Origin of the sequence: Acidovorax sp. CCYZU-2555, from assembly GCF_018413525.1 — a bacterium.
Classification (GTDB): domain Bacteria; phylum Pseudomonadota; class Gammaproteobacteria; order Burkholderiales; family Burkholderiaceae_C; genus Comamonas.
In genome coordinates this window covers 1-13,902 of record NZ_JAHCDD010000049.1, presented here as the reverse complement: position 1 = coordinate 13,902, position 13,902 = coordinate 1, and the positions used below count along the sequence as shown (strand labels likewise).

General features: G+C 65.2%; 10 protein-coding genes and 3 tRNA genes. 6 read left to right on the top strand and 7 right to left on the bottom strand.

The genetic code is table 11. The features are described 5' to 3' along the window. Nucleotides 1-94 precede the first annotated feature (94 nt). Entirely contained in the window at nt 95-1,471 is a 1,377-nt protein-coding gene (locus KHY18_RS17125; protein WP_249729186.1) for a cache domain-containing protein, read from the top strand. Further along, on the top strand, nt 1,468-2,103 hold the full coding sequence (locus tag KHY18_RS17120) for a response regulator (protein WP_213302466.1): 636 nt from the start codon (nt 1,468-1,470) through the stop codon (nt 2,101-2,103). The genes KHY18_RS17125 and KHY18_RS17120 overlap by 4 nt, the downstream gene beginning before the upstream one ends. 60 nt (nt 2,104-2,163) lie before the next feature. On the opposite strand, the gene KHY18_RS17115 is transcribed toward KHY18_RS17120, so the two are convergent. From KHY18_RS17115 to KHY18_RS17100, 4 genes are all read right to left on the bottom strand, one after another. Then, nucleotides 2,164-2,239: transfer RNA gene (locus KHY18_RS17115), tRNA-Asn, on the bottom strand. A gap of 41 nt (nt 2,240-2,280) precedes the next feature. After that, nucleotides 2,281-2,356: transfer RNA gene (locus KHY18_RS17110), tRNA-Asn, on the bottom strand. Between the two features lie 56 nt (nt 2,357-2,412). After that, nucleotides 2,413-2,488: transfer RNA gene (locus KHY18_RS17105), tRNA-Asn, on the bottom strand. Nucleotides 2,489-2,568: 80 nt separating this feature from the next. After that, on the bottom strand, nt 2,569-3,009 hold the full coding sequence (locus KHY18_RS17100; RefSeq protein ID WP_213302463.1) for a YbaN family protein: 441 nt from the start codon (nt 3,007-3,009) through the stop codon (nt 2,569-2,571). Between the two features lie 72 nt (nt 3,010-3,081). On the opposite strand from KHY18_RS17100, the gene def reads away from it, so the two are divergent. Continuing rightward, nucleotides 3,082-3,621: a peptide deformylase gene (gene def, locus KHY18_RS17095; RefSeq protein ID WP_213302460.1), complete on the top strand. Its 540-nt coding sequence runs from the start codon at nt 3,082-3,084 to the stop codon at nt 3,619-3,621. 87 nt (nt 3,622-3,708) lie between these two features. On the opposite strand, the gene KHY18_RS17090 is transcribed toward def, so the two are convergent. After that, nucleotides 3,709-6,300, bottom strand: coding sequence for a [protein-PII] uridylyltransferase (locus KHY18_RS17090; protein ID WP_213302457.1), 2,592 nt, complete (start codon nt 6,298-6,300; stop codon nt 3,709-3,711). A 76-nt stretch (nt 6,301-6,376) separates the two neighbouring features. Next, entirely contained in the window at nt 6,377-7,192 is an 816-nt protein-coding gene (gene map, locus KHY18_RS17085) for a type I methionyl aminopeptidase (protein WP_213302454.1), read from the bottom strand. A gap of 145 nt (nt 7,193-7,337) precedes the next feature. Here map and purL point away from each other — a divergent pair, with 145 nt between their 5' ends. Further along, nucleotides 7,338-11,339 carry a phosphoribosylformylglycinamidine synthase gene (purL, locus tag KHY18_RS17080; RefSeq protein ID WP_213302451.1) on the top strand — a complete coding sequence of 1,334 codons (4,002 nt, stop codon included), beginning with the start codon at nt 7,338-7,340 and terminating at the stop codon, nt 11,337-11,339. Nucleotides 11,340-11,417: 78 nt separating this feature from the next. On the opposite strand, the gene KHY18_RS17075 is transcribed toward purL, so the two are convergent. After that, the gene (locus tag KHY18_RS17075; protein ID WP_213302448.1) at nt 11,418-12,896 is read right to left on the bottom strand and encodes a hypothetical protein; all 1,479 of its coding nucleotides are present in this window, start codon (nt 12,894-12,896) and stop codon (nt 11,418-11,420) included. 227 nt (nt 12,897-13,123) lie between these two features. On the opposite strand from KHY18_RS17075, the gene KHY18_RS17070 reads away from it, so the two are divergent. After that, nucleotides 13,124-13,621 carry an RNA polymerase sigma factor gene (locus tag KHY18_RS17070; protein WP_349630310.1) on the top strand — a complete coding sequence of 166 codons (498 nt, stop codon included), beginning with the start codon at nt 13,124-13,126 and terminating at the stop codon, nt 13,619-13,621. Nucleotides 13,622-13,681: 60 nt separating this feature from the next. Further along, nucleotides 13,682-13,902 (top strand): DUF4880 domain-containing protein (locus KHY18_RS17065; protein WP_213302442.1); only part of this gene is annotated, 221 nt, incomplete at its 3' end.

The following is a 13,902-nucleotide window of genomic DNA, read 5'->3' as shown; positions in this document are numbered from 1 at the left end:
GATTCACGTGAATATCATGAAATCCACTGCGCAGCGCACCATATTGGTTCCTTGTTCCCCAAAATGGTGACCCGTGCCCATTTTTAGAATATCCATGCGAATCAGGCTGATCGCGCTGACGACGGGAATCACGTTGCTGGTGCTCACGGCCGTGGCCGTGATGGTCCAGCGCCAGACGCTCAAGCTCGCCGGGCAGGAGCGGGAAGTGGTCCAGCAGATCTACGCCCAGAGCAAGGAAGTCGAGCTGCGCCACTATGTGAGCCTGGCGCAGGCGGCGCTGGGGCGGCTGGCCCTGGAGGACGGAGAGGTGGCGATGCAGCAGCGCCAGGCGCTGGCCATGTTGTCCCAGATGCAGTTTGGCAAGGACGGCTATTTCTTCGTTTATGACCGCCATGGGAATATGCTGCTCGAGCCTTCGCAAATGGGTTTGCAGGGCGTCGATTTCTGCGAGCCTGATAATCCCGCAGGGTTTCAGCAGGCGCGCATGATTATGACTTCGGCCCAGCAGGGTGGGGGGCTGGTTCGATATGACTGGATGAAGCCATCGTCGCAGTCGAATACGCCAAAAATGTCTTTTGTTCTGCCCATGCCGCAATGGGGTTGGGTGATTGGCGCCGGTCTTTATATGGATGATATCGATGCCACTTTGAATATCATCGATAACCATGCGCGGCAGAATATAGCGGAAACGCGCCAGCGCTTTTATGCGATTGCCGCGGGCGCCGTGGTGGTCATAGGCCTGGCCGGGCTGGCGTTCAATCTCAGCGGCCAGCGCGTTGCGGGCGAGAAGCTGCAGCGGCTGGCGCAGCGCGTGGTGCGCTCGCAGGAAGATGAGCGCGTGCGCGTGGCGCGTGAATTGCACGATGGCGTGGTGCAGGTGATGGTGTCTTCGAAGTTCCTGCTCGAAACCGCGCAGGCGACCTTGCCGCCGGGGGCGGCGCCCGAAGCGGGCCGGCGCGGTGCGCGCCATCTGCTGGACCAGGGCTTGCAGCGCCTCAACGACGCGCTGGCCGAGATCCGGCGCGTGTCGCACGGCTTGCGTCCCGCGCTGCTCGATGACCTGGGCCTGGCCGCGGCGCTGGCGCTGCTGGTCGAACAGATCCAGGCGCAGTGCGCGTGGCGCGTGGAATTCGTGCAGCAAGGCCAGGGGCGAGATCTGCCCACGGCCCATGCGACGGCATTGTTCCGTGTCGCGCAGGAAGCATTCAACAATATCCAGTCCCATGCACGCCCCACGGCGGTGCAGGTCGTGCTGCGCTTTGGCGCGCGCACGGTGTCGCTGCAGATCATCGACGATGGCCTGGGCTTCGACCTGCGGCGTGTGCAGGCCGACGCGCGCGGCGGCATCGGTCTGCGCAACATGCGCGAACGCATGGAGAGTCTGCAGGGACGCTTCGAGATCGAGTCCGGCCGCGAAGGCACGCGGCTAATGGTCGTGTTGCCGCTGCCGGCGTCGGCGAGCGCCGCATGACGGCCAGCGTGCGCGTGCTGCTGGTCGACGACCATCCGCTGGTGCGCGACGGAATTCGCATGCGCCTGGGCATCACCGATCACATCGTTGTCGTCGGCGAGGCCGCGAGCGTGGCCGAAGCGGCCGAATTGGCGCAGGCGCTGCAGCCCGATGTGGTCGTGACCGATATCCGCATGCCCGGCGCAAGCGGCATCGAACTCGTCGCCCAGTTCGCCCAGACTTTTCCCGATCTGCGCATCGTCGTGCTGTCGATGCACCGGGACCCCGAATATGTGCGCCGGGCGCTGGATCTGGGCGCGCTCGCCTATGTGCTCAAGGACGGCGCGGCCCAGCAATTGCTCGATGCGATCGATGCGGTGGTGCAGGGCTGCATCTATCTGAGCCCGGGCCTGCAGGAATTGCTGGGGGAGTGCGCGCCGCTGCAGCGCTCGAGTCGGCCGATCACGCCCAAGGAGGCGGAGGTGCTGCATCTGCTGGCGCAGGGGCGCTCGAGCCGGGAAATTGCGCAGACGCTCGGGGCTTCGGTGCGCACCATAGAAACCCATCGGCTGCATCTGCGGCGCAAGCTGCGCGTCGACGGCCAGGCGGCCCTGGTGAAATACGCGGTCGACTATGTGGATCTGACGCTCTGAGCCAAGGGAAGCGGAAAAGAAAAAAGGCTTGCAACGTAAACGCTGCAAGCCTTTTTATTTTGGCTCCTCAACCTGGGCTCGAACCAGGGACCTACGGATTAACAGTCCGGCGCTCTACCAACTGAGCTATTGAGGAACATCTTACTGATCGCCCTGTACAATTGCAGGGCTTAATTTTGGCTCCTCAACCTGGGCTCGAACCAGGGACCTACGGATTAACAGTCCGGCGCTCTACCAACTGAGCTATTGAGGAATATTTTGGTACTTACTTAACACGTTGCCCTGTGCGATTGCAGGGCAAAAAATTCTTGGCTCCTCAACCTGGGCTCGAACCAGGGACCTACGGATTAACAGTCCGGCGCTCTACCAACTGAGCTATTGAGGAAGAAGACTTGAATTATAGGACGAAAATTTCAGTGTTCTGGAAAGATGGGCATTTTTTGCAAATTTTCTTCTGAACCCTGTTCATTTCAGCGCGCCGGGCTCGGGCCGCGACCAGAGCCAGACCAGCACGCAGGACATGCTGCCCAGCGAAAACCAGCGCACCCAGCTGGGCACCGGCGCCCAGCAGACCACGACCGCGCCGAGGGCCATCGCGGCGCTCGCGCTCCACTTGGCGCGCCGGCTCACGCGCCCGCCCGCGGCCCAGTCGCGCAGCATAGGGCCGAACAGCCGGTGGCGCCACAGCCAGTTATGCAGCCGCTCCGAACTGCGCGCCGCGGCCCAGCCGGCTATCAATATGAAGACCGTGGTCGGCAACCCTGGAATGAACACGCCCGCAATGCCCAGCGCGAGACTGATGCAGGCGCAGGCCTGCAGCAGCCAGCGCAGCGGGCGCGAGGGCAGCATGCGCAACGGTGGAACGCTGGGCGCGGGAACGGGGGCGGGCTGCTCAATCTCGGGCATGGCCTATTGTGCCGTGCAGAAGCAGGCCTGCAGGCGGCGCGCTATGCTTGCCCGCATTGGCAAGGATTTCATATGACGGTACGCACTATATTGAAGATGGGCGATGCGCGACTGCTGCGCGTGGCCCAGCCGGTGACGGCTTTTGACTCCGATGCGCTGCATCTGCTGGTCACCGATCTGCTCGACACCATGGCCGCGGCCAATGGCGCGGGCCTGGCCGCGCCGCAGATCGGCGTCGACCTGCAGGTGGTGATCTTCGGCTCGGGCGCGCCCAACCCGCGCTATCCCGATGCACCGGTGGTGCCGCGCACGGTGCTGATCAATCCGCAGATCACGCCGCTGGGCGAGGAGTTGGAGAACGATTGGGAAGGCTGCCTGTCGGTGCCCGGCATGCGCGGCATGGTGCCGCGTTGGCAGCGCATACGCTATACCGGCTTCGACCAGTACGGCGACCCGATAGACCGCACGGTAGACGGCTTCCATGCGCGCGTGGTGCAGCACGAATGCGACCATGTGTGGGGCAAGCTGTACCCGATGCGCATGACCGACTTTTCGCAGTTCGGGTTCACGGAAGTGCTGTTTCCGGGGATCAGTGCGGCGGAGGATGATTGAGGCACAACGTCAGCGAAGCGCGAATCGAGCCGTCGCCGGGCCGCCCCAAGGCGGCGAGGCCTCCCGTGGGGGGGGGGGCGTGGGGGCTTAGAACGACAACGCCTTGATCAACTCCGTCTCGATCGCTATCTGCCTGGCGTTGTGCTGCAGCTCCGCGCCTTCTATAAGAAAGGTGTCTTCTACGCGCTCGCCCAGCGTGCTGACCTTGGCGAGCTGCACGCTAAGGCGATGGCGGGCCAGCAGGCGGGCGACGACATAGAGCAGGCCTGCGCGGTCTATCGCTGAAATGCTAAGCAGCCAGTGCTGGGCCTTGTCGTCGGGGCTCAGGCTCACGCGCGGCACCATGGGGAAGCTCTTGACGCGGCGTGACACGCGCCGCTGCGAAGGCTCGGGCAGTTCGCCGCCGCGCTCTATGGTCTGGACCAGTTCGGTCTCGACCAGGTTCATCAGTTCGCGGTAGCGCTCCTGCATGGCGGGCGCGACGATCTGGAAGGTATCGAGCGCATAGCCGTTGCGCGCGGTGTGCACGCGCGCGTCGAGAATGCTGAAGCCCGCGCGGTCGAAATAGCTGCAGATGCGCGCGAACAGGTCTGCCTGGTCGCGTGCATAGACCAGCACCTGCAGGCCTTCGCCCGCGAGCGACTTGCGCGCGCGCACGATGGGGTGGGGCGCGCCCACGTTGCGCGACAGGTGGCGCGTATGCCAGGCGATGTCGGCGGCTTCGTGGCGCATGAAATAGCTTACGTCGAGCGTATCCCAGAGCTTCTTGTGCGACTCGAAGGGCTGGGCCGACAGCGCGAGCTGCACCAGCGCTTCGCGCTTGCGCGACTCGATCTCGGCCGCGGCGTCGGGCGCGCGCCCGCCGAGCACGCGCAGTGTCGCGCGGTACAGGTCTTCGAGCAGCTTGCCTTTCCAGGCATTCCAGACCTTGGGGCTGGTGCCGCGGATGTCGGCCACCGTGAGCAGGTACAGCGCCGTGAGCCGGCGTTCGGTGCCCACGCGCTGGGCGAACGCGCCTATGACTTCGGGGTCGGCCAGGTCCTGCTTTTGCGCGACCTGGCTCATGGTCAGGTGTTCGCGCACCAGGAATTCGACCAGCGCCGAGTCGGCCTTGTCGATGCCGTGCGCGCGGCAAAAGCGCTTGACTTCGACGGCGCCTATCACCGAGTGGTCGCCGCCGCGGCCCTTGCCGATGTCGTGAAAGAGTGCCGCGAGGTACAGCAGCCAGGGCTTGTCCCAGCCGCCCGCGAGCTGCGAGCACATGGGGTATTCATGCGCATGCTCGGCCATGAAGAAGCGGCGCATATTGCGCAGCACCATCAATATGTGCTGGTCGACGGTGTAGACGTGGAACAGGTCGTGCTGCATCTGGCCCACGATGCGCCGGAACGGCCACAGATAGCGTCCCAGCACCGAAGTCTGATTCATCAGCCGCATCGCATGCGTGAGGCCGCTGGACTGCTGCAGGATCTTGAGGAAGGTTTCGCGGTTCACCGGGTCGTGGCGAAAGCCGCTGTCCATCAGGCCGCGTGCATGGTAGAGCGCGCGCAGCGTGCGCGCCGACAGATCGGTCAGGCCGACATTGGTTTCATAGACCAGGAAGGTCTCGAGAATCGCATGCGGGTGGCGCTCGTAGAGATCGTCGCTGGCGATCTCGATCATTCCCGCCTTGTTGAAGAAGCGTTCGTTGATCGGCACGAGATCGTGCGCGCAGGGGTTGAAGCGCTCCTCGATGTTCAGCCGCAGGATATGGCTCAGCTGCGAGACCGCCTTCGCGGCCCAGTAGTACTCGCGCATCAGCGTCTCGCTGGCGCGCAGCGCCAGGCGCTGGCCGTCGGGCGCGGTCGATTCGAAGCCGAAGCTTTCGGCGACCGCGGTCTGCAGATCGAACACCAGCCGGTCTTCATGCCGGCCCGAAATCGCGTGCAGGCGCGCGCGAATGAGGCTCAGCAAGGCTTCGTTGGCTTCGAGCTGCTGGGCTTCGAGTTCGGTGGCCAGGCCGTTGGTCGCGAGTTCGCGCCAGCTGTTGCCCAGGCCCGCGGCGCGCGCCAGCCACATGATGTATTGCAGATCGCGCAGGCCGCCGGGCGACTCCTTGCAGTTGGGCTCGAGCGCGTAGGGCGTGTTTTCGTATTTGTTGTGGCGCTGGCGCATTTCCAGCGTCTTGGCGACCATGAACGCGCGCGGGTCCATCTGCGCGCGGTAGGCGCGGCTGAATTCGTCGAACAGCGCGGCGCTGCCTACGATGCGGCGCGCTTCGAGCAGCGCGGTCTGCACGGTCACGTCGCGCTCGGATTCCTCCAGGCATTCGGCCGTGGTGCGCACGCTCGAACCAATTTCGAGCCCCGCGTCCCAGCAGCTGCCGATGAATTGCTCCAGTTGAGCAGCGAGCGGGCTGCCCGCGCCGGCGTCGGCGTTCACGGGCAGCAGCACCAGCACATCGACGTCAGAGCCAGGGAACAGCTGGGCGCGGCCATAGCCGCCCACGGCCAGCAGCGCGGCGTCGGCCGGCAGTTCGGCCTGCTCCCAGAGTCGGCACAGCAGCTGGTCGGCGAGTGCACTCAGTTGGTGCAATGCCGCACGGATGTTGCGCTTGGTCGTGGCGGGCGTGAGCAAGGCGGCCACGAGGGCGGCCTTGTCGCGGCGGTAGGTGTCACGCAGGGCGTGCAGAGGATTCATGGTCAATAGGGTAAAGGAAAAAGACCCGCTGAATCACTTGCAAGAATCATGCGCGCTCCTGGTGCGCGCCGCTGTGTCAGCAGCAGGTCGTGGTGACGAATTCAGGCAGTGTGGGCGAGCCTGCCGACAGTGTCATGACTTCGTAGCCGGTGGGGGTCACGACCAGCGTGTGCTCCCATTGCGCCGACAGGCTGTGGTCCTTGGTGACGATGGTCCAGCCGTCACGGCCCAGTTCCTTGATGTCGCGCTTGCCCAGATTGAGCATGGGCTCGATGGTGAAGATCATGCCGGCTTCGAGCACGGTGCCCTGGCCGGGCTTGCCGTAGTGCAGGATCTGCGGCTCTTCGTGGAATTTCTTGCCGATGCCGTGGCCGCAGAACTCGCGCACCACCGACAGGCCATGGCCTTCGGCGAAACGCTGGATAGCGTGGCCGATGTCGCCCAGCGTATTGCCGGGCTTGACCTGCTGGATGCCCAGCCACATCGACTCGAACGTCAGCTGCGACAGGCGCTTGGCCGCGATCGAGCATTCGCCGATCATGTACATGCGCGAGTTGTCGCCGTACCAGCCGTCAGCGGTGATCACGGTGACGTCGACATTGACGATGTCGCCCTTTTTCAGCGGCTTGTCGTTGGGAATCCCGTGGCAGACCACGTGGTTGACCGAGGTGCAGAGGTGACCGGGGTAGGGCGGATAGCCGGGTGGCTGATAGCCTATGGTGGCGGATACCGTACCTTGCTGGGCCATGCATTCGGCACCCAGGCGGTCGATTTCGGCGGTGGTGATTCCGGGCTTGATGTGGGGGGCAATATAGTCCAGCACTTCGGAAGCCAATCGGCAGGCGACGCGCATGCCTGCTATGTCTTCGGCGGTTTTGATGGTGATGCTCATCCCGCAATTATCCCATTGCACCTCCAGGCCTGCTGGTATCAGGGCTGCGCGAAGGCGCGCACATCGGTAAAATGCCGGCCATCCCCCACGGCGCGCCTTCTTCGGGCGCGCTGTCCCACGCCTCCTATTCCCGACAGGCTGCCACGTGACTTTGCATCTGACCCAGCTGGAGGGCGGCAACGCCCTGAGCTCTTTCCGCGCCCAACAACTGCTCTCCTCCCTGGAGGCCATCCACCCCAAGATCAACGGTGTGGCCGCGCGCTTCGTGCACCTTGTGGCAACCGAGACCGCACCCGACGCCGACGCGCACGGCCGCCTCGCGGCGCTGCTGACCTACGGCGAGCCCTATGTGGGCACCAGCGACGGCCTGGCCGTCGTCGTGACGCCGCGCCTGGGCACGATTTCGCCCTGGGCATCGAAAGCCACCGACATCGCCCGCAACTGCGGTCTGGCGATCCAGCGCGTCGAGCGCGTGACCGAGTACCGCATCCAGCTCAAGTCCGGCCTGCTGGGCGGCACGCCCGAACTCACGCCCGAGCAACTGGGTCAGATCGCCGCGCTGCTGCACGACCGCATGACCGAGTCGGTCATGACTTCGCGCAATGAAGCCGCCAAGCTGTTCACCGAACTGCAGGCCCAGCCCATGGCCTTCGTCGATGTGCTCGGCGGCGGCGCGGCCGCGCTGCTCGCGGCCGACAAGGCCTGGGGCCTGGCGCTGGCCGAAGACGAAATCAGCTATCTCGTGAATGCCTTCCAGGGCCTCAAGCGCAATCCCACCGACGTGGAATTGATGATGTTCGCCCAGGCGAACTCCGAGCATTGCCGCCACAAGATCTTCAACGCCAGCTTCACCATCGACGGCGTGGCGCAGGAGAAGTCGCTGTTCGGCATGATCCGCAACACCCACCAGGTGTCGCCCCAGCACACCGTGGTCGCGTATTCCGACAACGCATCGATCATGGAAGGCCATGAAGTCGAGCGCTTCGTCGCGCGGCTGGACGCCGGCGAAGGCAATGCGCCCAGCTATGTGAAGCAGCAGGCCACGCACCATGTGCTGATGAAGGTCGAGACGCACAACCACCCCACGGCGATCTCGCCTTTTCCCGGCGCCTCCACGGGCAACGGCGGTGAAATTCGCGACGAAGGCGCGACCGGCCGCGGCTCCAAGCCCAAGGCGGGTCTGAGCGGCTTCACGGTGTCCAAGCTGTGGGGCAGCACCGTCGGCAAGCCCGAGCACATCGCCAGCCCGCTGCAGATCATGACCGAAGGCCCGCTGGGCGGCGCGGCGTTCAACAACGAATTCGGCCGTCCCAATCTGGCCGGCTACTTCCGCGAATACGAGCAGGAAGTCGGCGGCGTGGTGCGCGGCTACCACAAGCCCATCATGATCGCCGGCGGACTGGGCGTGATCGACAAGGACCAGACCAAGAAGATCGAATTCCCCGCGGGCTCGCTGCTGATCCAGCTGGGCGGCCCCGGCATGCGCATCGGCATGGGCGGCAGCGCTGCCAGCTCCATGGCCACGGGCACCAACGCCGCCGAACTCGACTTCGACTCGGTGCAGCGCGGCAACCCCGAAATCGAGCGCCGGGCGCAGGAGGTGATCAACCATTGCTGGCAGCAGGGCGACGCCAACCCGATTCTCGCCATCCACGACGTGGGCGCGGGCGGTCTGTCGAACGCCTTCCCCGAACTGACCAATGACGCGGGTCGCGGCGCGCGCTTCGATCTGCGCGCGGTCAACCTCGAAGAGTCGGGCCTGGCGCCCAAGGAAATCTGGTCGAACGAAAGCCAGGAACGCTATGTGCTGGCGATCGCTCCCGAGTCGCTGGCGCAGTTCACCGCGTTCTGCGAGCGCGAGCGCTGCCCGTTTGCCGTGATCGGCACGGCCACCGAAGAGCGCCAGCTGGTGCTCGAAGACACGGCCATCGTTGCCGGCGACCAGAAGTTCCCGGTCGACATGCCCATGAACGTGCTGCTGGGCAAGCCGCCCAAGATGCACAAGGACGTGACCACGCTGGTGCGCGAACTGCCCGCGATGGACCTGACCGGCGTGGCGCTGGAGTCCGCCGTGATCGACGTGCTGGCCCACCCCACGGTGGCGTCCAAGCGCTTCCTGATCACCATCGGCGACCGCGCCGTCGGCGGCCTGACCCACCGCGACCAGATGGTCGGCCCATGGCAGGTGCCCGTGGCCGACGTGGCCGTGACGCTGGCCGACTACCGCGGTTTCGCGGGCGAAGCCATGGCGATGGGCGAGCGCACGCCGCTGGCATCGATCAACGCGCCGGCCTCGGGCCGCATGGCCGTGGCCGAAGCCATCACCAATCTGCTGGCCGCGCCCATCGAGCTGCCGCGCGTCAAGATGTCGGCCAACTGGATGGCCGCCTGTGGTGAGCCCGGTGAAGACGCGGCGCTGTATGCGACCGTCAAGGCCGTCGGCATGGAACTGTGCCCGGCGCTCGATATCTCGATTCCTGTCGGCAAGGACTCGCTGTCGATGCGCACGCAGTGGCAGGAAAACGGCGTGACCAAGAAGGTCACTTCGCCCGTGAGCCTGATCATCACCGGCTTCGCCTCGATTGACGACGTGCGCACCACGCTCACGCCCCAGCTCGACGCGCAGGAAGAAGACACCACGCTGGTGCTGATCGACCTGGGCCGCGGCAAGATGCGCATGGGCGGCTCCATCCTGGGCCAGGTGCTCAATCAAAGCGGCAACGAAACGCCCGACCTCGACGACGCCAAGGACCTGGTGCAACTGGTCAGCGCCGTCAACGCGCTGCGCGCCGAAGGCAAGATCCTCGCCTACCACGACAAGGGCGACGGCGGCCTGCTGGCCACGGCGGCCGAAATGGCCTTCGCCGGCCATGTGGGCGTGTCGCTGAACGTCGACATGCTGGTCCTTGAAGGCGACGGCATTTCCGACAGCCGCATGGACAGCGGCGACAGCAAGAACTGGGCGCAGCAAGTCAGCGGCCGGCGCGAAGAGCTCACGCTCAAGGCGCTGTTCAATGAAGAAATCGGCGTCGTTCTGCAGGTCAAGACTTCCGAGCGCAATGCCGTGATGCAGACGCTGCGCGAGCATGGTCTGGCACAGTGCAGCCATTTCGTCGGCAAGACGCGTCCGCTGTCGAGCACCATCGATGCCGGCAAGGGCCAGCTGCAAGTCTGGCGCGATGCCAAGGCCGTGTTCAGCGCTTCGCTCAGCGACCTGCACCAGGTGTGGGACGCCGTGAGCTGGAAGATCGCGCAGCAGCGCGACAACCCGGTCTGCGCCGATGCCGAGCACGCCGCGGCCGGTGAAGCCACCGATCCCGGCATGCACCTGTCGCTGTCGTTCGACGCGCAGGAAAATGTCGCCGCGCCGTTCCTGAACCTGGCCAAGCCACGCGTCGCCGTGCTGCGCGAGCAGGGCGTGAACTCGCATGTCGAAATGGCCTATGCGTTCACCGAAGCCGGCTTCGAAGCCGTCGACGTGCACATGACCGATCTGCAGACCGGCCGCGCCAAGCTGCAGGACTTCGCCGGCGTCGTCGCCTGCGGCGGCTTCAGCTACGGCGATACGCTGGGCGCGGGCATAGGCTGGGCGCGTTCGATCACGTTCAACGACCGCCTGTCGCAGGAATTCCAGCAGTTCTTCGGCCGCACCGACACCTTCGGTCTGGGCGTGTGCAACGGTTGCCAGATGTTCGCCGAACTCGCCGAGATCATTCCCGGCGCGCAAGACTGGCCGCGTTTCACGCAGAACCAGAGCAACCGCTTCGAAGCGCGTCTGGCGATGGTCGAAGTGCTGGAATCGCCCAGCCTTTTCCTGCAAGGCATGGCCGGCAGCCGCCTGCCCATCGCCGTGGCCCACGGTGAAGGTTTCGCGAACTTCAGCGAGCGCGGCAATGCGGCCCAGGCGCTGGCCGCGATGCGCTATGTGGACAACCACGGCCAGCCCACCGAGCAGTACCCGTTCAACCCGAACGGCAGCGCGGGCGGCCTCACGGCGGTGACCACGGCCGACGGCCGCTTCACGGCCATGATGCCCCACCCCGAGCGCGTGTTCCGCAACGTGCAGATGAGCTGGACCACGGGCGACAAGAGCGAGTTCAGCCCCTGGATGCGCGTGTGGCGCAACGCGCGCAAGTGGGTCGGATGATCTGACGCACACCCCGGGCCGCTGACGCGGCCGGGCTGGCGGGACCGGGCACCTTGCGGCGCCTGGCCCGCCATTTTTTTAGAGCAGGTTCTCCACCAGGCTCTTGTTGCGTGGCGTGTTGCGCTCTTCTTCGGCGCGGAAGTTGACCAGCTTGGTCATGGTCTGCAGCAGCTGCTGATCGGTCTGCCTTGTGGCTTCGTCCAGCTTGCCTTCCACGGTGGCCAGTTGCGTGCTGGTGCGGGTGCGGTCCTCGACCGTGAAGACGTCGTAGTTGCCCGAACCCGTATCGAGCATCACGCCGCCGCGCGACTTCATGTACTGGCCCGTCAATTTCTCGTCGCGTGTCTGCGTGACCGTGACGTCGTCGGAGCCGGGCTTTTGCTTGGTCTCGGTCTGCTGGCTGAGTTGGTAGTTGGCATGGCCCATTTCGACGATTCCGCCAAAGCGGCCGGTGCGCTCGAAATCGCCGCTGAAGCGCGCTTCGAAGTCGGCCAGGCCGCTGAGCAAAGGCTGGACTTCGGAGGCGATTTCGGGGAGCACCGCCAGCGCCTGTGACTCGGTGGCCGCCGGCGCCGCGTGCAGTTGGGCGAACGCATCCTTGAACACGCCCACGAGCCGGCTGTCGGCATGGCTGCGCTCGGCTGCCGCATCGAACTGGCGCAGCATGGAATTGATCGCCGAGTCGCGCTGCCGGTTCTGGACCGCGCCCAAAGGCGTCTGCGCATCGACCGAAAGCGCGACGTTGCCTAGCGGGCCCTGGAGCTCGACCGTATTGCGCTGCGGCCCCAGGTGCAGGCTGAACTTGGACAGCGGCTGGGACACCTGCGGGTTCTTCACCGACAGATCGACGCTCTTGAGCACGCTGCGGTCGAAGTCCATGAGACCGGAGAGATCCAGCGCGGGCTGGTCGGACTGACCCAGGCCTTCGAGCGCCTGGTCCAGGCCTTGTGCGAGCTGGGCCAGCGCCTTGCGCTCGCTGTTGCTCAGGGGGCCGGACGACTTGATTTCCACCTGCAAGCCGTTGCGGCCCAGGGTTTGTCCAGAATCCACGGCGATCGTGAGTTCCACGGTCTGGCCGGAACGCGTCTGGATCACGAGGCTGGCTTTTGCGGCCTTGCTGCCGAAGCTGTCGAGCGCGGCGCTGTCCAGCGCTTGCGTGCTCATGTCCGCCGATCCCGCCATGGCCGCGGTGTTGTAGTTCACCAGGGTCTGGCTGTAGTCCTTGCCCGTGGCCGCAAACTGGTTCAACAGCGCGCTGCCCAGGCCGCGCCATTGGCCGGCAAGGCCTTCGACGCGGCTGCGCGCGGTATTGTTCAGCATCAGCGTGCTGACCTCGTCCCTGGTCTGGCTGGCCCAGGCCTGGCGTTGTGTGGACAGGGGCGCGGGCTTGGCGTAGACGACGTCGACGGCAGTCATCGTGTCCAGGCTCAGGACCGTGGATGGCGTGGACTGGCTCGCGGCAGGGCTTTGCACGGCCGCCTTGGAGGCCGCGGCCGCGACGCTCCTGAGGGCTTCGCTGCTCAACGCGCTGGAATGGGTGAGGGACACAATGTTCACGGGCTGTCTTCTCCTTTTTTTCGGGCCATCAAACGAGGGCAGGCCTGCATCTTTATCGGCATGTGTGGCGCATTCTGAAGGGTTTGCCTGCCGGATGGGGTTTTTCTGCGGCGCAACGCCTTGAATCTAGCGTCCTGCTATTTGAGAATCATTCGCATTGATGTTCTATAATGCGCGCAGTCCCGCTTGCGCCGTGCGCCGGGCTTCGTTGTGGCCTGGACTGGACCGTGCTGACCCGTTACTACCGAGATCTGCTGAACTTCTGCCTGCGCAAGGTGCGCGACCGGGACGCCGCGGCCGATCTCGCGCAGGAGAGCTACGCGCGCGTGCTTTCCATGCAGCAGTCGGGCCAGGTGATTCTCGAGCCCGGCGCCTTGCTGCGCCAGGTCGCGCTGCGTGCCAAGATCGATCTGGACCGACGCGCCGCCGTGCGCCAGCACGACGACATCGACGCGCTGGCCGAAGCCGATCAGCCCGCGAGCCCCGCCTACCTTCAGCCCGAACAGGCCTATGCCTCGTCGCAGGCGGTGGACGCCTATCTCGAGACCATAGAAGCGCTGCCGGCGCGCTGCCGCGAAGCGTTCTGCATGTACCTGTTCGACGAGCTGCCCAACCAGGAGATTGCGCAGCGCATGGGCGTGTCGCTGAGCATGGTCAACCAATATATCAGCCGCGGCAAGATCGCTTGTGCGGCGCGCAGAAAGTTGCTCGATGCGGGCCAGTGACTTCCATGCCTGCGCGCCCGGATGCAGTTTTGCGCCTGCTCGCGCGTCTATATTCATAAGATGAGCCGTTCCTCCTTGCCTTCTTCCGCCGCCGCCCCGTTCGACGAGGCGGCCGAGGCGCGCGCGCTGGCGGAGTTTTTCGGCCAGCAGGATGCTGTCGATGTCGCCGCCGCCGATTGGCATACGCGCGCCGAGCAGGGCTTGAGCGCGCAAGAACAAGATGCACTCGCGCAGTGGCTGGCGGCCGACCCTGCGCATGCCGCGGCCTGGCGCGGGCTGGA